This is a genomic window from Chelonobacter oris (assembly GCF_000772535.1).
GTDB lineage: Bacteria > Pseudomonadota > Gammaproteobacteria > Enterobacterales > Pasteurellaceae > Chelonobacter > Chelonobacter oris.
In genome coordinates, this window is record NZ_JSUM01000001.1 from 63,955 (window position 1) to 87,461 (window position 23,507).

General features: G+C 48.7%; 20 protein-coding genes. 16 read left to right on the forward strand and 4 right to left on the reverse strand.

The annotated features are described in order from the left end of the window. The first annotated feature begins 209 nt into the window (after positions 1 to 209). The 5 genes from OA57_RS00325 to OA57_RS00345 are packed head-to-tail and all read left to right on the forward strand — an operon-like array spanning position 210 to position 6,338. The gene (locus tag OA57_RS00325) at positions 210 to 2,639 is read left to right on the forward strand and encodes a DmsA/YnfE/YnfF family dimethyl sulfoxide reductase (RefSeq protein WP_034611932.1); all 2,430 of its coding nucleotides are present in this window, start codon (positions 210 to 212) and stop codon (positions 2,637 to 2,639) included. A 10-nt stretch (positions 2,640 to 2,649) separates the two neighbouring features. Continuing rightward, positions 2,650 to 3,267, forward strand: coding sequence for a DMSO/selenate family reductase complex B subunit (locus tag OA57_RS00330; RefSeq protein WP_034611934.1), 618 nt, complete (start codon positions 2,650 to 2,652; stop codon positions 3,265 to 3,267). A gap of 1 nt (position 3,268) precedes the next feature. Beyond that, positions 3,269 to 4,126 carry a DmsC/YnfH family molybdoenzyme membrane anchor subunit gene (locus OA57_RS00335; RefSeq protein ID WP_034611937.1) on the forward strand — a complete coding sequence of 286 codons (858 nt, stop codon included), beginning with the start codon at positions 3,269 to 3,271 and terminating at the stop codon, positions 4,124 to 4,126. A 41-nt stretch (positions 4,127 to 4,167) separates the two neighbouring features. After that, positions 4,168 to 4,617, forward strand: a complete 450-nt coding sequence (locus OA57_RS00340) for a DUF488 domain-containing protein (RefSeq protein ID WP_200883577.1) — start codon at positions 4,168 to 4,170, stop codon at positions 4,615 to 4,617. Between the two features lie 20 nt (positions 4,618 to 4,637). After that, positions 4,638 to 6,338, forward strand: coding sequence for a DUF4153 domain-containing protein (locus tag OA57_RS00345; RefSeq protein ID WP_034611941.1), 1,701 nt, complete (start codon positions 4,638 to 4,640; stop codon positions 6,336 to 6,338). A gap of 54 nt (positions 6,339 to 6,392) precedes the next feature. Here the strand turns inward: OA57_RS00345 and OA57_RS00350 are convergent, their stop codons facing one another. The 4 genes from OA57_RS00350 to argF all read right to left on the reverse strand — a co-directional run bounded on the left by OA57_RS00350 (position 6,393) and on the right by argF (position 10,377). Then, positions 6,393 to 7,286 (reverse strand): mechanosensitive ion channel family protein, encoded by an 894-nt coding sequence (locus tag OA57_RS00350; RefSeq protein ID WP_052122303.1) that lies wholly within the window; start codon positions 7,284 to 7,286, stop codon positions 6,393 to 6,395. A gap of 168 nt (positions 7,287 to 7,454) precedes the next feature. Continuing rightward, positions 7,455 to 8,789: an NAD(P)/FAD-dependent oxidoreductase gene (locus OA57_RS00355; RefSeq protein WP_034611943.1), complete on the reverse strand. Its 1,335-nt coding sequence runs from the start codon at positions 8,787 to 8,789 to the stop codon at positions 7,455 to 7,457. Between the two features lie 152 nt (positions 8,790 to 8,941). Then, positions 8,942 to 9,331, reverse strand: a complete 390-nt coding sequence (locus OA57_RS00360) for a RidA family protein (RefSeq protein ID WP_034611946.1) — start codon at positions 9,329 to 9,331, stop codon at positions 8,942 to 8,944. Between the two features lie 41 nt (positions 9,332 to 9,372). After that, entirely contained in the window at positions 9,373 to 10,377 is a 1,005-nt protein-coding gene (gene argF, locus OA57_RS00365) for an ornithine carbamoyltransferase (protein ID WP_034611948.1), read from the reverse strand. Between the two features lie 247 nt (positions 10,378 to 10,624). Here argF and OA57_RS00370 point away from each other — a divergent pair, with 247 nt between their 5' ends. The 11 genes from OA57_RS00370 (at position 10,625) to purT (ending at position 23,490) form a co-directional block, all read left to right on the forward strand. Further along, positions 10,625 to 11,638 (forward strand): Fe(3+) ABC transporter substrate-binding protein, encoded by a 1,014-nt coding sequence (locus OA57_RS00370; RefSeq protein WP_034611951.1) that lies wholly within the window; start codon positions 10,625 to 10,627, stop codon positions 11,636 to 11,638. Between the two features lie 64 nt (positions 11,639 to 11,702). Then, on the forward strand, positions 11,703 to 13,370 hold the full coding sequence (locus tag OA57_RS00375; protein WP_034611954.1) for an ABC transporter permease: 1,668 nt from the start codon (positions 11,703 to 11,705) through the stop codon (positions 13,368 to 13,370). After that, on the forward strand, positions 13,367 to 14,401 hold the full coding sequence (locus tag OA57_RS00380; protein WP_034611955.1) for an ABC transporter ATP-binding protein: 1,035 nt from the start codon (positions 13,367 to 13,369) through the stop codon (positions 14,399 to 14,401). Before OA57_RS00375 ends, OA57_RS00380 begins: the two co-directional genes overlap by 4 nt. A gap of 159 nt (positions 14,402 to 14,560) precedes the next feature. Further along, positions 14,561 to 17,104, forward strand: coding sequence for a class I adenylate cyclase (locus OA57_RS00385; RefSeq protein ID WP_052122304.1), 2,544 nt, complete (start codon positions 14,561 to 14,563; stop codon positions 17,102 to 17,104). Positions 17,105 to 17,136: 32 nt separating this feature from the next. After that, positions 17,137 to 17,766: a response regulator gene (locus OA57_RS00390; RefSeq protein ID WP_034611957.1), complete on the forward strand. Its 630-nt coding sequence runs from the start codon at positions 17,137 to 17,139 to the stop codon at positions 17,764 to 17,766. Positions 17,767 to 17,941: 175 nt separating this feature from the next. Continuing rightward, the gene (locus OA57_RS00395; protein WP_034611960.1) at positions 17,942 to 18,913 is read left to right on the forward strand and encodes an NADP-dependent oxidoreductase; all 972 of its coding nucleotides are present in this window, start codon (positions 17,942 to 17,944) and stop codon (positions 18,911 to 18,913) included. 8 nt (positions 18,914 to 18,921) lie between these two features. Beyond that, on the forward strand, positions 18,922 to 19,521 hold the full coding sequence (locus OA57_RS00400; RefSeq protein ID WP_084589834.1) for a beta-phosphoglucomutase family hydrolase: 600 nt from the start codon (positions 18,922 to 18,924) through the stop codon (positions 19,519 to 19,521). Next, positions 19,521 to 19,994 (forward strand): YqaA family protein, encoded by a 474-nt coding sequence (locus OA57_RS00405; protein ID WP_456064310.1) that lies wholly within the window; start codon positions 19,521 to 19,523, stop codon positions 19,992 to 19,994. The genes OA57_RS00400 and OA57_RS00405 overlap by 1 nt, the downstream gene beginning before the upstream one ends. 12 nt (positions 19,995 to 20,006) lie before the next feature. Then, the gene (gene gshA, locus OA57_RS00410) at positions 20,007 to 21,566 is read left to right on the forward strand and encodes a glutamate--cysteine ligase (RefSeq protein ID WP_034611963.1); all 1,560 of its coding nucleotides are present in this window, start codon (positions 20,007 to 20,009) and stop codon (positions 21,564 to 21,566) included. Between the two features lie 164 nt (positions 21,567 to 21,730). Continuing rightward, a complete protein-coding gene (gene luxS / locus OA57_RS00415) occupies positions 21,731 to 22,237 on the forward strand; it encodes an S-ribosylhomocysteine lyase (protein WP_034611966.1) in 507 nt (168 codons plus the stop codon). 71 nt (positions 22,238 to 22,308) lie between these two features. Then, a complete protein-coding gene (purT, locus tag OA57_RS00420; protein WP_034611968.1) occupies positions 22,309 to 23,490 on the forward strand; it encodes a formate-dependent phosphoribosylglycinamide formyltransferase in 1,182 nt (393 codons plus the stop codon). Positions 23,491 to 23,507 lie beyond the last annotated feature (17 nt).

Here is a 23,507-nt window from a genome sequence, read left to right on the forward strand (position 1 = left end):
TATCATAAGCGGGGAAAAAGCCCTTGCGTTTAGTCAAAAATCCATAAAATATTTGATTATAAAAGCAATAATTCTCATTATTCGCGTTTGATTCGGATCAATGATACTTTTGATTTCCGCCAAGCAACTTGCTCCGGTTGATATTCATCACATTTTCGCCATAACACTTTGTGTTCTAATACCTCTAAATAAGTATGGAGGATAGATGAATGGAAAAATATGAAATTGCCTGCGATGGGAAGCGACGGGCTTTGTTAAAAGGGGTTGGTATGCTGACGGCCGCCGCCGGTATTACATTGCCTTTTTCGGTGCGGGCGACAGATACCAAATCTATATCGACGGATATGCCTTCGGAAGATAAAATCGTATGGAGTATGTGTTCAGTCAACTGCGGTAGCCGCTGTGCGCTTCGCATGCATGTGAAACAAGATGAACTGTATTGGGTGGAAACCGATAACACCGGCACCGATCAATATGGACAACACCAAGTCAGAGCTTGTTTAAGGGGACGTTCAATACGCCGGCGCATGAATCATCCCGATCGTTTGAATTATCCGATGAAAAGAGTCGGTAAACGGGGAGAAGGGAAGTTTAAACGAATCACTTGGGAGGAGGCTCTGGATACCATTGCCGATAATCTGAAACGTATAGTGAAAGACTATGGTAACGAAGCCGTGTACATCAATTACTGTTCGGGCATTGTCGGCGGAAATATTACTCGTTCATCGGCTTATGCTTCTTCTGTTGCCAGATTAATGAATTGCTACGGGGGGTTTTTAAATCAATATGGTACTTACAGCACCGCACAAATAGCTCGAGCTATGCCGTTTACTTATGGTTCGAATATCGGAAACAGTACCTCTGATATTGTAAATTCGAAGTTGGTTGTGTATTTCGGAAACAACCCGGCCGAGACTCGGATGAGCGGAGGGGGAATCACATACTTACTACAACAGGCAAGAGAACGTTCCAACGCCAAACTTATCGTCATTGATCCGAGATATACCGATACTGCCGCCGGACGGGAAGATGAATGGATTCCTATTCGTCCTGGAACCGATGCGGCACTGGTTTCCGCTATCGCTTATGTTCTCATTAGCGAGAATCTGGTGGATCAGCCGTTTTTGGATCAATATTGCGTTGGCTATGATGAAAAAACCTTACCGGCCGGGGCGCCGGAAAACGGTCATTATAAAGCCTATATTTTAGGACAAGGCGAAGACGGGCTGGCGAAAACACCGGAATGGGCGGCGCAGATTACCGGCATTCCGGCCGATAAAATCATTAAACTGGCAAGAGAAATCGGCAGTGTCAAACCTTGTTGTATCAGTCAGGGCTGGGGGCCGCAACGCCAATCAAATGGTGAATTATCCGCCAGAGCAATCGCTATGTTACCGATTCTGACCGGTAATGTCGGCATAAACGGAGGTAACTCAGGTGCTAGAGAAAGCACTTATACCATTACTATAAAGCGTTTTCCGGTATTGGAAAATCCGGTTAAAACCAAAATTCCGGTATTTATGTGGACAGATGCCATTGCGCGCGGTACAGAGATGACCGCTGTTAAGGACGGTATTCAGGGGAAAGAGAAACTTGATGTGCCGATTAAATTTCTTTGGAACTACGCCGGTAATACCATTATTAACCAGCATTCGGATATCAATAAAACACATGAAATTCTACAGGATGACAGCAAATGTGAAATGATAGTTGTCATTGAAAACTTCATGACGGCATCAGCCAGATATGCGGATATTTTGTTGCCGGATCTTATGACGACAGAACAGGAGGACATCATACCGAATGATTATGCCGGCAATATGGGATATTTAATTTTCGGGCAGCCGACAACCAGCCCTAAATTTGAACGGCGTCCTATTTACCACATTTTAAGTGACGTTGCCAAACGCTTGGGAGATGATGTATACGACAAATTTACCGAAGGAAAAACGCAGGAACAATGGCTGCAACAGTTATACAGTGAAATGCGGGGGCTTGATGCCGACTTACCGGAATATGATGATTTGAAAGCAATGGGGATTTTCAAGAAAAAAGATCCGAAAGGTCATTTGGTTGCCTACAAAGAATTCAGGGATGATCCTGATGCAAATCCGCTTAAAACACCATCAGGTAAAATAGAGATCTATTCTTCGCAACTGGCTGAATTAGCTGCCGCATGGGATCTAAAAAGTGATGAAGTTATACATCCGCTTCCGATTTATCATCCGGGCTTCAATGGCTATGGCGATCCGAAAAGCAATGAATTTCCGTTACAGATGGTCGGATTTCACTATAAATCCCGCACTCATTCAAGCTATGGCAATATCGATGTATTGGAAAGTGCCTGCCCGCAAGAGGCATGGATTAATCCGATTGATGCGGCACAACGCAATATTCAAAATGGTGATTTGGTCAGGATATTCAATGAAATCGGAGAAACACGCATCGAAGCCAAAGTCACGCCTCGCATTATCCCGGGAGTCGTCGGCATGGGACAGGGGGCGTGGCATAGGGCAAACATGTGGAGCGATAAAATCGATCATAACGGCTGCATCAACGTTCTCACCACTCAGCGCCCGTCTCCGTTGGCGAAAGGGAATCCGCAACATTCCAATTTAGTTCAGATCGAAAAAGTGTAAGGAGCAGACAATGAGTGAACAATATGGTTTTTACATTGATTCGGATCGCTGCACCGGTTGCAAAACCTGTGAATTGGCTTGTAAGGACTACAAAGATCTGCCGCCGGACGTCAATTACCGCCGTATTTATGAATATGCAGGCGGTGATTGGCAGCCGAATGGCAATTGCTGGCAACATAACGTCTTTGCGTATTATCTGTCGATTGCCTGTAATCACTGCGATGATCCGGCCTGTGTCAAGGTTTGTCCGAGCGGGGCGATGCACAAAAATGCAGACGGTTTCGTGATGGTCGACGAGCAAACTTGTATCGGCTGTCGTTATTGTCATATGGCGTGTCCGTATGATGCGCCGCAATATAGCGTGGTGAAAGGACATATGACCAAGTGCGACGGCTGTTATTCGCGCGTTAAAGCGGGACAAAAACCGATTTGTGTCGAATCCTGCCCGTTACGAGCGTTGGATTTTGCCCCGATCAGGGAATTGCGGCAAAAATACGGTGAACTGGCTAATGTAGCGCCGTTGCCGGCGGCAAGGGATACGCAGCCGAATTTAGTCATCAAACCGAACAAGAATGCGCGTCCGAGTGGCGACAGCAGCGGATTTCTGGCTAATCCGCGGGAGGTATAACATGAACGCCGGATTACATGAATTGCCACTGGTTTTCTTTACCGTATTGGCGCAAAGTGCGGTCGGCGCCACGATGATGACGGCGGTATACCTGCTGTGCGGCAAATCGCCTTCGCCGCAGCGCTATCGGGTTGTCCGCTTGTTTTTTATTCCGTTGCTGCTGCTCGGATTGGGTTTTGCCGCATCTGTCCTGCATTTGGGGTCGCCATGGCGGGCATTCAACGCATTAAATCGTATCGGTTCGTCGGCATTGAGTAATGAGATCGCCGCCGGTGCGGTGTTCTTTCTGCTGACGGGTATTTACTGGCTGTTGCACATGTTGAAAAAAATGCCGGTAGTGTTGGATAAAATTTGGCTGCTATTGCTGATGAGCAGCGGCATTGTGTTTATCTATACCATGAGTTCGGTTTACTTGATCAGCACCGTACCGACTTGGAACAACGGCTATACCGCCGCTGCGTTTATGTTGACCGCCGTTATAGCGGGCTTTACCTTGGCTTATGCCTTATTGCGTTTTGGCGGGGTTGAACCCGCCTCGTTGCGTCCGGTTTTGTGGCTGTTGCTTTTGGCATTACTGCTGAGCGTACTACTGGCGATTTCGCAAGCCTTTTCGCTGGCGGATATTCAAACTTCCGTCCAAAAAGCAACGGCACTGATTCCGCACTATAGTCAAATGGTGATGCTGAAAATCATGCTGCTGTTCGCCGGTTTGGGCTTACTGTATTACAGCGTGCGCAATCCGCGCCTGGCCGCACTTTTACTCTGTTCAAGTGTGGCGCTGATGCTGGCGGCGGAGCTGTTGGGGCGTATTTTGTTTTACGGCTTGCACATGACGAGCGGAACGGCAATCGCCGGCTGATTCGGTTATCAATAACAAGCAACTTATGCGGCGGCGCTAAGTTGCTTTTTTTATACACTTTGACCGCACTTTGCGTTAAAGTGCGGTATGAAAGCGTTAAATGGGGGCTTGGTATGTATCTTCTCAAACGGGTTTATGATTTCAGTACGGCCGATTTGCCGGCGGTATTGGCAGACAGATTGTGGCCGCGCGGGGTTGCCAAAGCCCGACTGGACGGGGTGTTGTGGTTAAAAAGCGTGACGCCGCCCGATGAACTGCGCCGTTGGTTCCATCAAGATCCCGATATGCGCTATGATGAATTTTGTCGCCGTTATCGACAAGCGCTGGCAAATGAAGAGACACAAGCCGATTTACAGCAATTACGGCAACTTCATGCCAGGCAGAATAAACTCACGTTACTCACCGCCGCCAAAACGATTGAGCGCTGTCACTTGCCGGTGTTGCAATGCGTTTTGCAAGGTGAAATTGACATACCGAATGTTTCTGTATAACCGATATTATTAAAAATAAGATGTTAAAACTCAAAATCTATTTTGTCGATTTAGCGGCACAAAGCAAATTACTGATGAAAAATTATCCGTTAGAGATGATTTGGATTGCGCTGTTTTCGTTACCGTTTTTATATATTGACCTAATCCGGCTGACGGATCAGGGGGGGATTAAATACTGGTGTTTCGCACCTGCGTTTTTGGTGGTCAGTTATTTATTGCGCCGCCGCAGAATTGCCTATTGGTTGACGGCCTTCCTTCCGCCGTTGGTGCTGTTTTGGCAGATGAATAACGGGTTGGAAGTGGATAATTACTTGATAGATCGTCGTTTTTGGGCGTTGCAATTGTTGCTGCTGCTCGGTCTGTCGGCGGACGGTTGGCAGCGGGAAAATCGCACGTTTATTGCCGGCTTTTTGCAAACTATGCTGAATATCTGCCGGGCATTGGTGAGTACCGTTATCTGTCTCGCGTTGTTATCTGCGCTATTGGCAAGTGTTGAGTTTTTATTTTCACTTGATCTGCCGTTCGATCAAATTTGGCGGCATATTGCACCGTTTGCTTTATGTAGCGTGTTTCCCCTGTTCTTTTTATTATTTCAACAGAAAAATAATTGTGAAAACAGTGAATTAAATAGTGCCGGCCAATTGCTGAATAATGTCGTGTTTTCGCCGGTCTTGATCATTTACAGCATAATCCTATACCTCTACACCCTAAAAATCATCTTATTGGGTGAATTACCACAGGGACGAATCAGCTATATCATATTGCCGTATCTCTTGGTCGGTTTAGCGTTGAAAGGTTTGCAACTGTTACAAGAATCCCCGAAATGGCAAGGTTTTTACCGTTTCTTCGGTTGGATTGCCTTGTTGCCGTTGGCGTTATTGTGGATGGCGGTTTATCAGCGGCTCAGCCATTACGGTTTAACCGAAGTGCGGATTTATCTGTTGACGATCGTGATTTTAACCACGCTGTTTATTGCGTTATCGCTATTTGAATTCAGCACCCAATACCGCACTTTTGCCGGATTGCTTGCTGTGGCGATAATCCTGTTGGGCTGGGTGTTGAATCCGGCTCAAATGGCATTCGACAATCAATCGGCACGATTTGATCGGCAGCTGCGGCAATGGGATTTATTGGATCAAAAAGGAAAAATCAAACCGTTGCCTGATGCCGCTGCGCAAGCGGATTTTTCCGAACAACAGAAAACGGCTTATCGGCGCCTGTCTGAGCAAGCGGCTAGTCTGTATTGGCAAAGTGAGAACCGCGGGTTGTCAGTAGAGACGCATTATGGGCAACATTTATCCCGTTTGATTGCGCGTGATGAGCCTAAACCGCCTGAAACCGAACCTTTCGAGCGAATCACGTTATCCGATGATCAAACGACAGCGATACCGTTAACACATCGTTACCGCACTTTGTTAAGTCTGGATCGTCATCTTGACGGCGGCACTGCCGGGGAGAGGCGCCATCGGTTTAAGTTTGAGGAGCCGGGCATTACGGCATTCGACGTGGATTTAAACAACGTGATCAATGACATTTTGCTCAAGAACGGCTTTAAACTGAACACCAAGTACCGTTATCAAGATTTGAAACCACTCAGTAACCAATTCTTGATCGTCGAAGGGCAGAATTTTTTATTAAAATTTTCCAGTTTTAGCCTGCGTTATGATGATGAACTGGGGTATGTATTTGAATACGCCGTATTGGAATTGATATTGCAGTAAAAGAGAAACCGCACTTTGCCGTCTGTTGCACAGAAGCGTGAAAGTGCGGTTATGCTACGCTTGTAGTTTGATCGGCTCATCAAACAGTTTCATCCCGCCCTTGACGCCGAAATCCAGCGTGGTGACGTTATAGGCTATGCTGATATTTTCTTGCTCGAAGCATTTTTTCAGCACAATAATTATGTCGCTTTTAGCACGTAAATAGTCGGTGTAGTCGCTAAAAGCAATCCAAAAACGCACTTGGAAATTATAGGTGGAGCTGCCGATATCGGTAAAATAAAAATCGGTTTGTGCTTTATCGACCACGAAATCAAAATCGTTGAAAATGGCCAATGTAACCGCTTTGACTTTGTCTAAATCATCGCCGTATGACACGCCGCTGCTGATAATCACCCGCTGTTTTCCCAAGGCGGAATAGTTGACGAACACACCGCTGTACACCAGTTGATTCGGGACATACGCCAGTTTTCCCTCTATCGTTTTCAAGGTGGTGGTGATCATGCCGATTTCCCGTACTTCGCCCAGATAGTCGTTGATTTTCACCCAATCTGCGATTTTAAACGGTTGTTGTGATTTAATCAGCAGCCCTGAAAAAGCATTCGATGCAATGTCTTTAAAGGCAAATCCGGCGACAATGCCCATGATGCCCGCGCCGGCAAGTAAATGGGTGATCAGATTGGTTAAATTCAATAAATCCAGCACCAGAATCACGCCGGCGAAACAGGTTAAACAATAAACCAGTGTCGACACGATTTTCACCATTTTCAGATTGCCGGGGAAAAGTTTTTGGCAGGCTTGCGATGTTGCACGACGTAAAAACCATGCTAAAAAATAAAACAGTACGGTCAGTGCGACGGCTGAAATTATATTCGGCAATAAGCCGATAAAACGGGTTTGCCACGTTTCCAGTATTTGTGCCGCCAAAGAGAGCCCGTTGTCGTGTTGCATAAAAATCCTCGTCAGTGTTAAGCGCTATATTAACGAAATCTAACAACTCTTACCGCCATTGGCAAGCCTGATGCTTCGGGATAAATTACGCTCTCTATTTTCAATCAAAGACAACAATACGGCAGGGCGCCGCCGTATTGAATTGTCGTCTCGGCGGTCAGCGCCGAATCAATGCAATTTCATTGACGGGCGGATAAAGCGGTTGATTCTGCCGACCAGCATAATCAAACCCGTTTTAAAACAGCCGTGCAGCGCAACTTGGTGCATTCGGTAAAGCGACAGATACACAAAGCGGGCGATTCGGCCTTCTACGGTCATCGAGCCTTTCATCAAATTTCCCATCAGGCTGCCGACGGTACTGAAGCGCGACAGCGACACCAGCGAACCGTGATCATAGTAGGTAAAGGCTTTTAACGGTTTGTTGTTGAGCAATGCCAGAATGTTTTTGCCGCAGGTGGTGGCCATCTGGTGCGCCGCTTGGGCGCGCGGCGGCACGGCTTTGCCGTCTTTTTGCAGCAGTGATGCGCAGTCGCCGACGGCAAAAATGGCATCGTCCAGCGTGGTTTGCAGCGTCTCCTTCACCGCCAGCTGATTCAGGCGGTTCACTTCCAAGCCGTCGAACTGTCGGGTGACGTCGGAGGCGCGAATGCCTGCCGCCCAGACCATTAAATCGGCTTTAATGTTGTCGCCGTCTTTGGTCAATAAGCCGTTTTCAGTGGCTTCGGTGATCATCGTATTGGTGCGCACATCCACCCCCAGTTTTTGTAATTCGTAATGGGCGGCGGACGAAATACGTTCCGGCAATGCCGGTAAAATCTTAGCGCCGGCCTCGACCAGCGTGACTTTTAAACAGGAGTTGTCAATCTTGCCGTAACCGTAGGAAGAGAGATATTTGGCGGTGTTGTATAATTCCGCCGACAATTCCACGCCGGTTGCGCCGGCGCCGACAATGGCAATATTGACGTTGTTCGGATCCACCAGCGGCAGCTTCTGTTGCAGTTCGACCAGATCCGGCGAAGTGCGGTTTTCGGAAAATTTCAGAAACAGCCCCAGCATTTTTTTCTGGAAACGGTGCGCCTGCTCCGGGCTGTCAAGGAAAATACAGTGTTCCGCCACGCCTTTAGTATTGAAATCGTTCGATTTGCTGCCGATCGCCAACACCAGAATATCATAAGGAATTTTGCGTTCGGACACGAGTAACGTGCCGTCGTCGTCGCTGATCGGGGCGAGCGTGACGTTACGGTTTTGGCGTGAAAGTGCGGTAATACTGCCTTGTTGAAAAGAAAATCCGTGATTTTTGGCGTGGGCGCGGTAACTCAGGGCGTCAACGCCGTCGTCCAACGAGCCGGTCGCCACTTCGTGCAGCAGCGGTTTCCATAAGTGGGTTTGATTGCGATCAATTAAAGTGACGCTGGCTTTCCGTTTGCGCCCCAGTTTGCGACCTAAAAAAGTGGCGAGTTCCAAACCGCCGGCGCCGCCACCGACAACAACTATTTTTTGCATAAATAAACACCTGAAAAGTTAATCAATGATTAAGGGGATTTTGCGCTTGTGTTATATTTTTTGCAATTAATTTAATGCTATTTTAGAAATTTGTGTCAAGTGCGGTTTCGATCCGATTGGTGAGGAGGCAAACCGCACTTGGAACGGCGATGCTATTTTCTGACCGCAATCGCTTCGATTTCCACGCCGACATCTTTCGGCAGACGTGCGACTTCAACGCAAGAGCGTGCCGGGAAGTTCGGGTGGTTGTTTTCCTTAAAGAAGGCTTCATATTCAGCGTTCAGGGTGGCGAATTCGTTCAAATCTTTCACAAAAACCGTGGTTTTGACAATGTCTTTCACCTGTAAGCCGGCCTGTTCGACAATCGCTTTTACGTTTTCCAGCGATTGTCGGGCTTGCGCCTGAATGCTTTGCGGTATTTCACCGTTGCCCGGATTGACCGGAATTTGTCCTGAGGTGAGCACCAGATTGCCCAAATCCACGGCTTGTACATAAGGGCCAATGGCGGCAGGGGCTTTTTCGGTATGAATCATTTTGGTCATAGTGTCCTTCTTAATGTTGACGTTGTGAATGAAAAGTGCGGTCAGTCGCCTAACGTTGCGACCATCACCGCTTTAATCGTGTGCATACGGTTTTCGGCTTCATCAAATACGATAGAGGCCTCCGATTCGAACACCTCATCGCTGACTTCCAGCCCGTTCATGCCGTATTTTGCCAGCATTTCCTTGCCGACAGTGGTTTGATCATCGTGGAACGCCGGCAGGCAATGCAAAAATTTGACATTCGGATTGCCGGTTAATGCCAATAGCCGACGATTCACCTGATATGGCTTCATCAAACGAATGCGTGCTTCCCAAGCCTCGGCAGGTTCTCCCATCGACACCCAGACATCGGTATACAGAAAGTCGACGCCTTGTACGCCCTCGTCGATGTTTTCGGTGCAGGTGATGCGGGCGCCGGTTTTGGCGGCGATTTCCGCCACTTCGTCCAATAACGCTTGCGACGGCCAGAACTGTTTCGGCGCTACAAGGCGTAAATCCAGCCCCATTAACGCCGCACCTTCGACAAACGAGTTGCCCATATTATTACGCGCATCACCCAAATAGGCCAGTTTCATTTGATTCAGTCGTTTGCCGTTGCCGTGTTCCAGCATGGTAAGGAAATCAGCCAGAATCTGGGTCGGGTGGAATTCGTCGGTCAGTCCGTTCCACACCGGCACGCCGGAATGATCCGCCAGCGTTTGCACTAATTCCTGCCCGTAGCCGCGATATTGAATGCCGTCATACATTCTGCCCAACACGCGTGCGGTATCTTTCATTGATTCTTTATGTCCGATTTGCGAACCGCTCGGGCCGATATACGACACATTAGCGCCTTGATCAAAAGCCGCCGCTTCAAACGCACAGCGGGTGCGGGTCGAGGTTTTTTCAAAAATCAGCGCAATGTTTTTGCCGCGTAGGCGGGGCTGTTCGGTGCCGCTGTATTTGGCACGTTTCAAATCGGCGGATAAATCCAATAAAAACTGAATTTCATTCGGACTAAAATCCATTAAGCGCAAAAAATGGCGATGACGTAAATTGAGCGGCATAGTTGACCTCTTGTTTGGCGGATTGAGATAAAAATTCGGGTTTTTTGATTCTACCTGAATTATGGCGAAAGTGCAGTCTTGGCGGTGAAAAAAGTAAAACGGACAAAAAACAGACAAAATATCCGATGAAATGTGATGTGGATCGACTTTTAATAAAGATGATAATAATTCTCTTTTAATGTGTGACTGCTTTCCTCTATACTGTCGCCGGACATTAACCCGATAAAACGTTATGGAGAAAATAATAATGAAAAAAAGTCATGTCGCACTGGCAGTGGGTTTGGTTGCCGCAACAGCAGGCTCGGCCTTGGCGGCGGAAGTCAACGTCTATTCTTATCGTCAACCGTATTTGATCGAACCTATTTTGCAAAATTTTGAAAAAGACACCGGTATTAAAGTCAATCTGATTTTTGATGATAAAGGGCTGGTTGAGCGGATTAAACGTGAAGGCGAACTCAGTCCGGCGGACGTGGTGCTGACCGTTGACATCAAGCGGGTGATGGATGTGGTGAAAGCGGGATTGTCCCAGCCGATTCACAGCCACACGCTGGAAGAGAATATTCCGGCGCAATACCGTGATTCCCAAGATCAGTGGTTTGCCTTGACCACCCGTGCCCGAGTGATTTACAGCTCGAAAGATCGTGTCGGTAAACTGCCTGCCGATTTCACCTATTACGATCTTGCCAAGCCGGAATATAAAGGCAAAGTGTGTGTGCGTTCCGGTAAAAATGCCTATAACGTGTCGTTGATTGCATCGATGATCGAACATGACGGCGAAGCTAAAGCCAAAGCGTGGTTGGAAGGGCTGAAAGCCAATTTGGCGCAAAAACCGCAAGGCGGCGATCGTGATCAAGTGAAAGCGATTAAAGAAGGCGTTTGTGATTATGCCATCGGCAACAGCTACTACTACGGCAAAATGCTTGATGACGACAAACAGCGCAGCTGGGCGGAATCCGCCTATATCAACTTCCCGAATCAGCAAAGCGACGGCACACACGTCAATATCAGCGGGGTTGTCGTTGCCAAATATGCACCTAACAAAGACAATGCGGTGAAATTGGTAGAATATCTGAGCGGCGATGCGGCACAAAAACTGTATGCCGAGCTGAACCATGAGTATCCGGTAAAAGCGGGCGTTCCTTATTCGGCGCTGGTGGAATCGTGGGGTACTTACAAAGCCGATGATTTGCCGCTGGAAAAAGTGGCGGACAACTATGATAAAGCGTTAAAATTGGTTGATGAAGTAAAATTTGATCTGTAATTTTCATGCTAATCGGCAAGAGCGGTTGATAACCGCTCTTTGTCGTTTCTGATAAATCGAAAAAATGAAAAATATTCGGCAAATAAGTTGGTTTTTAGCGGCGTTGATGATCCTCGCCTTTTTTCTGTTACCGATTGCAGCGATTCTCTATCAGGCCGTGTCGGCGGACAGCGACAGCGTATCACATTTGTGGCATACGGTGCTGTTCGATTATTTAAAAAATACCCTGTTGCTGATTGTCGGCACGGTGTTGTGCAGCCTGTTGTTTGCGTTGCCGTGCAGTTGGATTGTCTCTACTTTTCGTTTTCGCGGGCAGGCGACATTGCAGTGGGTGCTTTGTCTGCCGTTGGCCATGCCGCCGTATCTGGTCGCCTATCTGTATACCGATCTGCTGGATTATGCCGGGCCGGTGCAGGGCTTCTTGCGCCGGCTGTTCGATTGGAGCAGTTCGCAAGATTACTGGTTTCCGCCAATCCGCACTTTGGGCGGCGCCTGTGTGGTCTTGGCACTGGTACTGTATCCTTATATTTTTTTGCTGACCCGTATCGCACTGATGGAGCAATCGGAGAATCTAAATCACAGCGCCAAAATTCTGGGCGTCAACGGTTGGCAATTGATTAAAAAAGTCACCTTGCCGCTTGCCCGTCCGGCAATGGCTATCGGTACCGCACTGGTGGCGATGGAAACGCTGGGAGATTTCGGCACGGTCTCCTATTTTGCCGTGCCGACCTTGACCACCGCAGTTTATGATACTTGGCTCGGCTTGAATGATTTGGGCACGGCGGCGCGCATTTCATTACTAATGCTGTTGCTGATTTTCCTGCTGTTGACTCTTGAACGTTACAGCCGTCGCAAACAGAGACTTTATCAACGCGGTTATGAGCGCACGCAGCCGCAGCGTGAACTGTACGGTTGGAAATTATGGCTGGCACAGCTTTATTGCTGGGGCTTGGCAGGATTTGCATTTTTTATTCCGCTGGGCAAATTAATGTACTGGGCGTATGACTATTTCGAACAGGCATGGAACGACCGATTTTGGCTATACGCCTATAACAGCCTGCGGGTTTCGATCAGTGCGGCGCTGATCAGCGTGGTGCTGGCGCTGTTTTTGCTGTTCTTTCGTCGTTTGAGCGGGCAACGCAAAGATGCGGCGTACTTTTTGGCACACTACGGTTTGCCTTTTTCCTCTTTGGGATATGCGGTGCCGGGCACGGTGCTGGCCATCGGTTTGATGATTCCGCTGATTTCGGCTGATCATTTGCTGAACAACGCCTTAAAAAGTTTGAATTTGCCGTTGGTCGGGCTGTTTTTCAGCGGTTCAATGTTTGCACTGATTGCGGCTTATATCATTCGTTTTTCCGCCATGAGCCTCGGCAGTATCGACACTTCATTGAGTAAAATCGCCCCCTCGCTGGATATGGCGTCGCGAACCTTGGGTTACAACGGTATCAAAATGTTGTTCAGCGTCCATTTTCCGCTGTTGAGCAAAGGCATGTTGACCGCACTTTTACTGGTTTTTCTGGAAAGTATGAAGGAACTGAATGCTTCTTTGCTGTTGCGGCCGTTTAATTTTGATACGCTGGCAACCCATGTATTTACCCTGACCTCGGACGAACAACTGGAACAAGCCTCGCTGTCGGCGGTTTTTCTGGTATTGGTCGGTCTGTTGCCGGTGATTTTTCTGACCCGTTCCCTGTTATCCTCCAAGAAAAAAGAGAGCCTATCTCGATGAAGTCATTACATATCGAAAATTTGAGCGTTTGCTACGAAAAACAGCCGGTTTTACAGCATCTGGCGTTGGAACTGCACGATGATGAGATTGTCTGCCTGCTCGGTGCCAGCGGTTGCGGCAAAACCACGTTGTTGAAAGCGATTGCCGGGCTGATTGTGCCGACACAGGGCAAAATGTTGCTTAATCAACGTGATTTGGCAACGATTGCGGTGGAAAAGCGCAAAATCGGCATGATTTTTCAAGATTACGCCCTGTTTCCACACTTGACCGTAGCGGAAAATATTGCGTTCGGTCTGGCTGACCACAGCGCACGGCAAAAAGACGGGATTGTAGCCGAAATGGCGAAGTTGGTGAAACTAAGCGCATTTTTGCAACGTTATCCGCATGAGCTTTCCGGCGGACAGCAACAACGGGTTGCGATTGCCCGCTCTTTGGCATGTAAGCCGGAACTGTTGCTGTTGGACGAGCCGTTTTCCAATATTGACAGCCAAGTGCGGTATCAATTGATTGACGAAATCAAAGCCATTCTGAAAAAACAGAAAGTGGCGGCTATTTTTGTCACCCACAGCAAGGAAGAGGCGTTTGTCTTTGCCGATAAAATCGCTTTGATGGAACAGGGCGGAATCGTCCAATTTGACCGGCCCGAGCGGCTTTATCAATATCCGCAAAGCCGTTTTGCCGCCGATTTCCTCGGCAGCAGTAATTATCTGCCGTGCCGCTTACAAGATGCGCACACCTTGGTTTCCGTTTTGGGAACGTTCCACAGCCCGATACCGCTGACACTGGCGAACGGCGGTGCAATCGAACCGGAAAAACCGCTCTTTTGTCTGATTCGGCCGCAGCAATTGCAGCTGGCGCAAAACGCACAGGCAAACGGCACGGTGTCGGGCAGACGTTTTCTGGGGCATACCTTTGAATATCAGCTGCAAATCGGTGACGAGCGGCTACTGGTTCACAGCCGTCGTGCGTTTGCCCTTGAGGAGCAAGTCCATGTATCGTGTCGTGAGCTGACATTCTGTCTGTTTCACTGAAATCAGGCGGTTTAGCCATCATGACAATTAATTAGTTTACTAAAAAAATTTAGCAGATCTTTACCTGACCGGTGTTAAGTGTTAGGCTTGGCGCTGACCCTTTTCTAGTGTGATGTTGATCACAAATACTAAATGTTTTGATTGTTGTGAGATGTTTTTTTGAGTAGTTATCTTAAATCTGCCAAACAGTTAGTAGCGGCATTGGATGAAACCCGCTATCAGAGAGCGCTGGCTGGAGCGTCGGAAGAGTTTCAGCATATTTTTCAATTGCTTGGTTTGCTATTGCATAGTAATGATCCCATTTTACCCGGTTTCGTCAGCGAATCGCCGGCGGGCATTATCGATTTCAAACCGACGACATATCAACAACACTACCTGCAAAACATCTTGCCTCCGGCGGAATACCGCACTTTTCTGCAAAAACAGACGCGTAAAAACGATCCGCAAACCCCGCTATTGGGCGTTTATGCCATGGGCAGTACCGGCTCGATCACCCAAAACAGCCAGTCCGATCTGGATATTTGGGTTTGCCATCGTCCCGAACTGAGCTTGAGCAAGCGCAATAAATTATTACAAAAAACGCTGCAAATTCAAAAATGGGCGCTGGCGCTGGGCGTTGAAGCCAATTTCTATCTATTGGACGAAAATCATTTTCGCAACATCACCTATTCCGAAGCCCTGAACACCGAGCATTGCGGCAGCAGCCAATATATGTTGTTGCTGGATGAATTTTACCGATCTGCCATTCGTCTGGCGGGCAAGCCGTTGTTGTGGCTGCATTTGCCGGTCAACAACGAAGAGCATTACGACACCGTAGTCGCCAAATGGGTTGGTGAGGGCAAAATCCGTCCTGACGAATGGGTTGATTTTGGCGGATTGGGTGCGTTGTCCGCCAACGAATATTTTGGTGCAACATTGTGGCATTTGTTTAAGGCGGTCGATTCACCGTATAAATCGGTGATCAAAATTCTGTTTCTGGAAACACTGATGGCGGATTACCCGAATTCAACGCTGATTTCGAAACAATTCAAGCAGCAATTGTTGTCGGGTAGCGAGGTGAATCACGCTTTTGATCCTTATTTGGCGATGCTGCACAGTGTAAGCGCTTACTTACAGCGTATCAAAGATTTCGGGCGGTTGGATCTGCTGCGCCGCTGTTTTTATATCAAGGCCAACCGCGATTTGGCGGATATGGCGCAAGACAGCCCGCGTCGGCATCAGTTACGGCAATTGGTTGCGGAGTGGAATTGGTCGGCACAGGATATTGCCTTCCTCGATGATCATGCCAACTGGAAGATCAAGCAGGTAAAAAGTTTTTATAACAGTTTGGTCGGACTGTTGATGCAGGGTTATCGTAATTTGATTACGTTTGCCCGTAAACAGAAGATTTCCGCTGATTTAATGCCGGAAGATATCAGTATTTTGACACGTAAGCTCTATACTGCGTTTGAAGTATTACCGGAAAAAGTGACGCTGTTTAACCGTGAGATCGCCGATAATATCACTGAAAACGAATTGATGTTGGTCGAGGTCAGCAATTCAAACGCCGTCAGGGACGGCTGGCATTTGATTAATTGCAGTATGCAGCAGGTGTCGACCTCCAGCGACCGCTATGTAGAATATGCGCCGAATCTGGCCAAACTGGTCGCCTGGGCCTATTTTAACGGGCTATTGGGTGCTAAAACACACCTTTATGCCCGTAGCGATACGATTAGTTTGAGTAAGATACAGCAATTCGCCACTGATTTAAGGCTCTCTTTTGCACAACAAGTCACCCCGCCGAGCAATGATGATCTCAGCCACCCGTGCGAATTGCGCAATTTGTTTGTCGCCGTCAACCTCAACCATGATCCGACCGAATTGATTCAGGGCAATCAGCGGCGTGAAGTGCTGTCGAACGATCTGTTCAATTTCGGGCCGAAGCAACAAAGTCTGGTCGGCAGTATCGATTTGATTTACCGTAACCGTTGGAGCGAGATCCGCACGTTACATTTCGCCGGGCAACACGCCATTTTAGATTGTCTGAAAGTGCTGGCGCACAAGGTGCATCGCGGGTCGAACCCGTTGGAATCGGTGAAAGTCTGCTGTTACAGCAAACGTTACCGTACGGAAATGTTGGCGGCGACCGAAAAATTGATCAAAAAATGTATTAACACACAAGTCAGTGCGATTCTGAATAAACGTTCAATCAACCGGTTACAGGTGGCGGGACGAATTTGGGATTTTGCTTACGAAAGCCGCGGTCTTAAAATCGAAGAAGGCGGTATTGTGCGCAGCACGCCGAATCCGGAAGAACAGACCGCACTTGAGGGCATTTCCCCCGAACATCTGCTGAAACAGCATAAATACCACTTCCCGCACGGCATCGGCGAATTTGCCAGTGAAGGTTTTTTACAGTTTTTCTTTGAAGACAACGATGACAACAGTTTCAATGTCTATATTCTGGACGAACACAACAATCCGGAAGTGTATTACCGTTGTACAGATGAAAAATTCAATAAAATCAAAGAAATCAATAAAATCTATACTATGAGCCGTTTTGACAGCGAAGAGCGGTATGAAGGCTACAGTTTCAATTATCCGCAATTTTACCAATTGATCACCGATGCGGCGGGCGAAAGCAAAGTCGTGCCGTTCCACAGCCAGCAACATTTGCAATATTATGATCAAGGTAAAGTTAATCCGATAAAAAAAGCAGTATAATAATCACCTTTATTCATAAGTGTGGGAAAATTATGTCGCAGTCATATCGTATCCTTATCATTGATGATCACCCGCTCATGCGGCGCGGAATCCGACAATTGCTCGAGCTGGAACCCGAATTCGGCAATATTGCCGAAGCCAGTAACGGGCTTGAAGGCATTCGGCTGGCGCGCCAGACCGAGCCGGATTTGATTATTTTGGATCTCAACATGAAAGGCTTGAGCGGTTTGGAAACCTTACAGCAGTTGCGGCAACACGGCGTGACCGCACGGATTGCCGTTTTGACCGTTTCCGATGCCAAAGCCGATATTTTTGCTTTGGTCGACGCCGGTGCCGACGGTTATCTGCTAAAAGACAGCGAACCGGATTTGCTGTTAAAACAGTTGCAACAGTTGGCGCACGGCGAGGTAGTCTACAGCCCTGAAGTGCAATATCAGCTGCAACAGCGCAAACTATCGCCTGAACCGCTGCTGTCGTTGACCGATCGCGAAAGTGCGGTATTGGAACTGGTCGCCAAAGGCATGTCGAATAAACAGATTGCTGAAACCCTGTTTATTTCGGAAGAGACGGTCAAAGTCCATATCCGTAACCTGCTGCGCAAGCTCAACGTCAATTCCCGTGTTGCGGCCACCGTGCTGTATTTGCAGTATAAAGGCGTTTAATCCGGGCATCAGCCGTTAAGCCGGATTCGAGCCGATTGCGGATTGAGCCGCTTTCGAACCACATCTTAAAAATTTTTTGCATTTGATATAACAAAAAAATCCTTATGCCTCGAGACGAAAATGGTATTCTTGGCATTCCGCTTTACAAATACCGACTGTTTAACAGGGAGAAATCATGCCGACCACATTAACCGATCCGTTACATAACTATGGCGTCACCATTTCTGAATTCGGTACTGCCGAGGTGCTGACACTACAACCGCACTTGCCGCTGCCGGACATCGGCGAACAACAGATTTTGTTGGAAACGCACTATGCCGCCATTAATCCGGTCGATTACAAAACCCGTTCGGGATTGGGCTGGGGCGCAGAAAAATTCAAATCCCGCTTTCCTGCCGTGCTGGGCTTCGATGCCGCCGGCGTTGTGGCAAAAGCCGGTGCAAAGAGCGGTTTTCAAGTGGGCGAACGGGTTGCGGTGCTGACCTTTGACGGCGGTGCATACAGCCGTTATTTTGCCGTTAATGCCGATTTGGCGGCGCGCGTACCGGACGGGGTGTCGCTGCAACAGGCGGCAGCCCTGCCGACCGTCGGCGTGACCGCACTTCAGTTGGTTAAACAAGCGGCTGCGCATACCGGACAAAAAATCCTGATTTCAGCGCCGGCAGGCGGTGTCGGGCATTTGGCGGTACAATTGCTGCAACAGCAATCACTAGAGGTGATTGCTATTTGTTCGCCGTCAAAACAGGCATATCTCAAAACGTTGGGCATTGATCATTTTCTTGACTATACCGCACTTGAGCATTATCCGGCACTGGAGGCCGATATTTTTTTGGATTTGGTCGGCGGTGAAGCGGGGGTCAAAGCACTAAGTGCGGTCAAACAAGGCGGACGGGTGATTTGTGTACCGACGATTCATGTGCCGTTACTGCAACAGGCGGGCGCAAGCCGTCACTTGCAGGTGGAAAAAATTATGGTGGAGCCGAACGCGGCGGATTTAAGCCGAATGTTAGCGTTGCTGGCGGCGCAAAAACTGCAAATCGAAATTGCCGACACCTATCCGCTGGCGCAGATTAAAGAAGCCCATCTTGCGCTGGAACAAGGCCGTACCTTGGGGAAAATTATTTTGGATATGGAGCCACAGGCATGACGGCGTTGATTCTCGAACCACAGATTATCGCCGGTTACAACGGCTTGATTTTCGATATGGACGGCACGTTAATCGACACCATGCCGGCTCACGAAGCGGCGTGGCGTCAAACCGGCGATTATTTCGGTTATCCGTTGCGCGGCGAGCTGATGTATAAATTCAGCGGCGCCACCACTTATATTATTGCCGAAGCGATCATGCGTGATGCCGGTATGCCGTTGACCATGTTGGAAGAGGTTACGCTAAAAAAACGTGAATTCGGCATGAAACTGGTGCTGGAAAGAGCGGTTTTACTGCCGGCATTTTCCGTTGTGCAGGCGTTTCACGGTAAAATCCCGATGGCAATCGGCACCGGTGCGCATCGCATGATGGCCGATATTCTGTTGGAAAAATTTGATTTGCAGCGATATTTCGCTGCGGTCGTGACCTCGGATGAGGTCGTCGCACACAAACCGGCGCCGGATACGTTTTTGCGTTGTGCCGAGCTTATCGGCTGTGAAGCGCACAAAAATCTAGTATTCGAAGACGGTGATTTCGGTATCGAAGCCGCCCATGCGGCAGGAATGGACGTGTTTGACGTACGTGACAACCGCCTGCTGAAAGCTTGATGGTGATGTTCGTCGATTGGCTGTCGGGCTGGTTGCCCGATTGGGCATTGCAAAACCGGTTTCTCCTGATGTTTACCAGTGCGTTTTTAAGTGCCACTTTGTTGCCCGGCAATTCCGAAGTAGTGTTCAGCGGCTTGTTACTGATGAATACTTTCAGCGGTTCTGTTGAGGTGTTTAAGCTTTGGCTGGCTGCCACGTTGGGCAACACACTCGGCGGTATGACCAGCTATGCCGTCGGACGTCTGCTTGTCGTGCCGGAATGGCGGCGTTTGAACTGCCGACAGCAACGGAGCGTTCGTGTGTTATATCGCTACGGCGGCGTGAGCCTACTGCTGAGCTGGCTGCCCGTTTTCGGCGATCTGCTGTGTGTGGCGGCAGGCTGGTTGCGGCTGCACTGGTTTAGTGCTTTGCTGTTCATCATATTGGGTAAAGGCTTGCGATATTTGTTACTCATCGGCTTGAGCCAATTGTAAGAGGATTTTGTCGTGTTACCAAAACTAGATACCGCACTTGCCTGGTTGAAAGAACATCCGCAGGCAGTGCAACATTTCAAGCGTGGGCTGGAACGCGAAACCTTGCGTTTTCTGCCGAATAAACATCTGGCGCTGACACCGCACCCGCCACATCTCGGCTCAGCGCTGTGCAATCCGTGGATCACCACTGATTTTGCCGAAAGTCTGTTGGAGTTTGTGACGCCGGTGCGTGAAACCGCCGGTGAACTGAGCGACTTTTTGCATGATTTGCACCGTTTCACGCTGGAAAATATGGGGCAAGAGCGGTTTTGGCCGATGAGTATGCCGTGTTTTATCGATGATGAAAGCGAAATCGTACTGGCGCAATACGGCAATTCCAATCCGGGGCGTTTCAAGACGTTGTACCGTGAAGGCCTGAAAAACCGCTACGGTGCTTTGATGCAGACCATTGCCGGCATTCATTACAATTTTTCGTTTGATGATAATTACTGGCTTGCCCGTTTCGGCGCAGCCGAAGATCCGCAGCGCAAGGATCAGCTGTCGGCACGCTATTTGAATATCATCCGCAATTATTTGCGTTACGGCTGGATTATCCCCTATTTGTTCGGCGCTTCGCCTGCGATTTGCAGCTGTTTTTTGCAAGGGCGGCAAACCGATATGCCGTTCGAGCAATCGGAACACGGCTTTTTATATCTGCCGTATGCTACCTCGTTACGTTTGAGCGATTTGGGCTATACTACTGATACGCAATCGAATTTGGGCATCAATTATAACCGATTGGAACAGTATATTACCGCCCTACGTGCCGCAACCCGCCGTCCTGAACCGCACTTTGCCCGGATTGATCAGCAGGACGGGCAACATCACCAGCTCAATGCCAATGTGTTGCAGATTGAGGCGGAATTTTATGCACAAATTCGCCCGAAACGGGTCACGCTGGAGGGCGAAAGAGCGGTTGCGGCATTGGAGCGCGGCGGTATTCAATATGTAGAAGTGCGATCGCTGGACGTTAACCCGTATGCGGCGGTCGGCATTAGCCAACAACAGATTTATTTCCTCGATCTGTTTATGCTGTGGTGCGAATTGGCAGAAGCCGAGCCGATGGGCGATGCCGAACAGCAGTGCTGTCGCAAAAACTGGAATAAAGTGATTCTTGCCGGACGGCAGCCGGGGCAAACTGTCGGAATCGGCTGTGACAGTACCGAATATTCATTGCAGGCCATGGGTGAAACGATTTTTGATGATCTGTTGCAACTGGCGCAAGTGGTGGATTGTGTCGGGCAGGAACACGGTTATACGTCGATTTGTCGGGAACTGCGCAAAGCGTTTGCCGATCCGGCATTAACGCTGTCGGCGCGCGTATTGGCGGACTACCATAAAATCGGCATCGGCGCTTTCGGCGAACAGCAGGCGGAAAAATTCAAACAACAGTTTTTAACACAGCCGTACCGTACGCTAAGTCGGCAGCAGCTGCAACAATTGGCGCAACAGTCGGTTGAAAAACAACAGGCAATGGAACGGGCGGACAGTTTGAGTTTTGACGATTATTTGGCACAGCAAAACCGGTTATGACGGACGAAAAAAAGCGCTCTCGAGTGAGAGCGCAAAATAACCTAAGGAACCAACTTAATTATTAGAAAACAACTGCAGGTTGCTTGTATAATAAGACCGAGTAACGAACGAAAAGTTCACCGTTATCCGAAAAATTTTTAAATTAATGCGAAAAAGGAAAAAATATGCCGTTACTGGACAGTTTTACCGTTGACCACACCAAAATGAATGCGCCGGCGGTACGGGTGGCAAAAAATATGCGCACGCCGAAAGGTGATGATATTACCGTTTTCGACCTGCGTTTTTGCCGTCCGAATCTGGAAATTATGCCGATGAAAGGCGTACATACGCTGGAACATCTGTTTGCCGGGTTTATGCGTGATCATCTGAACAGTGAGCAAGTGGAAATTATCGATATTTCACCGATGGGCTGCCGTACCGGTTTTTATATGAGCCTGATCGGGACGCCAAACGAAAAACAAGTTGCCGAAGCTTGGCTGGCTTCGATGGAAGACGTGCTGAACGTGGCTGATCAGAATCAGATTCCCGAACTGAATAAATACCAGTGCGGAACCTACACCGACCACTCGTTAAAGGAGGCGCAGGATATTGCACGCCATATTTTGCAACGTAAAATCGGCATTAATAAAAACGAAGAACTGACCCTTGATCCGAACTTAATCAATATTTAACCGATACCGAGCCGTTGCGCTCGGTTTTTTTTCGCATTTTTAGCGCAACAGAAACAGTAAAGGAAAAATACATGACGACAATCGGAACTCCGTTAACGCCTTCTGCCACCAAAGTGATGCTGTTGGGGGCGGGCGAATTGGGCAAAGAAGTGGCGATCGAGCTACAACGTCTGGGTGTGGAAGTCATTGCCGTTGATCGGTATCAAAACGCACCGGCGCAACAAGTAGCTCACCGCGCCTACACTATTTCGATGCTGGACGGCGAGGCGCTGAGCGCATTGGTCGAAAAAGAAAAGCCGGATTATATTGTGCCGGAAGTGGAAGCCATTGCTACCGATACGCTGCTGGAATTGGAGCGGCAAGGTTTCAACGTGATTCCGACTGCCAAAGCCACCAAGCTGACCATGAACCGTGAGGGCATTCGCCGTTTAGCCGCAGAGGAACTAGGTTTGCCGACATCCGATTATCGTTTTGTCGAGAATTATGCAGATTTCCAAAGTGCGGTAGCCGCCATCGGAGTTCCCTGCGTGGTCAAACCGATTATGAGTTCTTCCGGCCACGGGCAAAGCGTGATCAAATCCGAACAGCAATTACAACAAGCGTGGGACTATGCGCAGCAAGGCGGACGAGCCGGCGGCGGACGGGTGATTGTCGAAGGGTTCGTGAAGTTCGATTACGAAATCACGCTGCTGACTGTACGTCATATTAACGGCACGACTTTTCTGCCGCCTATCGGACATAGCCAAATTGACGGTGATTACCGTGAATCGTGGCAGCCGCAAGCCATGTCGCCAACCGCACTTGCCAAAGCCGAAGCCATTGCCGGCAAAATTACCGACGGTTTGGGCGGGCGCGGCATTTTTGGTGTAGAGATGTTTGTCTGTGGCGACGAAGTGATTTTTAACGAAGTGTCGCCGAGGCCGCACGATACGGGTATGGTCACGTTGATTTCACAAGAGCTGTCCGAATTTGCGCTGCACGCTCGGGCGATTCTTGGTTTGCCGATTGCGCCGATTAACCTCATCAGCCCGTCCGCTTCGAAAGCAATTGTGGTCGAAGGCAAATCGACCCAAGTGCGGTTCTGCAACCTGCAACAGGTATTGGCGGAACCGAACACCGATTTACGTTTATTCGGCAAAGGCGAAGTCAACGGCCACCGCCGATTGGGGGTAATTCTGGCACGCGATCACAGTGTCGAGGCCGCACGGGAAAAAGCCCAACGGGCTTATTCGGCATTACGTGTTGAGTTGTAAAACGGAAAGTGCGGTTT

Bases quoted from the DNA above. Each gene is read 5' to 3' on its own strand.
- OA57_RS00325 (WP_034611932.1), top strand. From the start codon at position 210: ATGGAAAAATATGAAATTGCCTGCGATGGGAAGCGACGGGCTTTGTTA.
- OA57_RS00330 (WP_034611934.1), top strand. From the start codon at position 2,650: ATGAGTGAACAATATGGTTTTTACATTGATTCGGATCGCTGCACCGGT.
- OA57_RS00335 (WP_034611937.1), top strand. From the start codon at position 3,269: ATGAACGCCGGATTACATGAATTGCCACTGGTTTTCTTTACCGTATTG.
- OA57_RS00345 (WP_034611941.1), top strand. From the start codon at position 4,638: ATGTTAAAACTCAAAATCTATTTTGTCGATTTAGCGGCACAAAGCAAA.
- OA57_RS00350 (WP_052122303.1), bottom strand. From the start codon at position 7,286: ATGCAACACGACAACGGGCTCTCTTTGGCGGCACAAATACTGGAAACG.
- OA57_RS00355 (WP_034611943.1), bottom strand. From the start codon at position 8,789: ATGCAAAAAATAGTTGTTGTCGGTGGCGGCGCCGGCGGTTTGGAACTC.
- OA57_RS00360 (WP_034611946.1), bottom strand. From the start codon at position 9,331: ATGACCAAAATGATTCATACCGAAAAAGCCCCTGCCGCCATTGGCCCT.
- argF (WP_034611948.1), bottom strand. From the start codon at position 10,377: ATGCCGCTCAATTTACGTCATCGCCATTTTTTGCGCTTAATGGATTTT.
- OA57_RS00370 (WP_034611951.1), top strand. From the start codon at position 10,625: ATGAAAAAAAGTCATGTCGCACTGGCAGTGGGTTTGGTTGCCGCAACA.
- OA57_RS00375 (WP_034611954.1), top strand. From the start codon at position 11,703: ATGAAAAATATTCGGCAAATAAGTTGGTTTTTAGCGGCGTTGATGATC.
- OA57_RS00380 (WP_034611955.1), top strand. From the start codon at position 13,367: ATGAAGTCATTACATATCGAAAATTTGAGCGTTTGCTACGAAAAACAG.
- OA57_RS00390 (WP_034611957.1), top strand. From the start codon at position 17,137: ATGTCGCAGTCATATCGTATCCTTATCATTGATGATCACCCGCTCATG.
- OA57_RS00395 (WP_034611960.1), top strand. From the start codon at position 17,942: ATGCCGACCACATTAACCGATCCGTTACATAACTATGGCGTCACCATT.
- OA57_RS00405 (WP_456064310.1), top strand. From the start codon at position 19,521: ATGGTGATGTTCGTCGATTGGCTGTCGGGCTGGTTGCCCGATTGGGCA.
- luxS (WP_034611966.1), top strand. From the start codon at position 21,731: ATGCCGTTACTGGACAGTTTTACCGTTGACCACACCAAAATGAATGCG.
- purT (WP_034611968.1), top strand. From the start codon at position 22,309: ATGACGACAATCGGAACTCCGTTAACGCCTTCTGCCACCAAAGTGATG.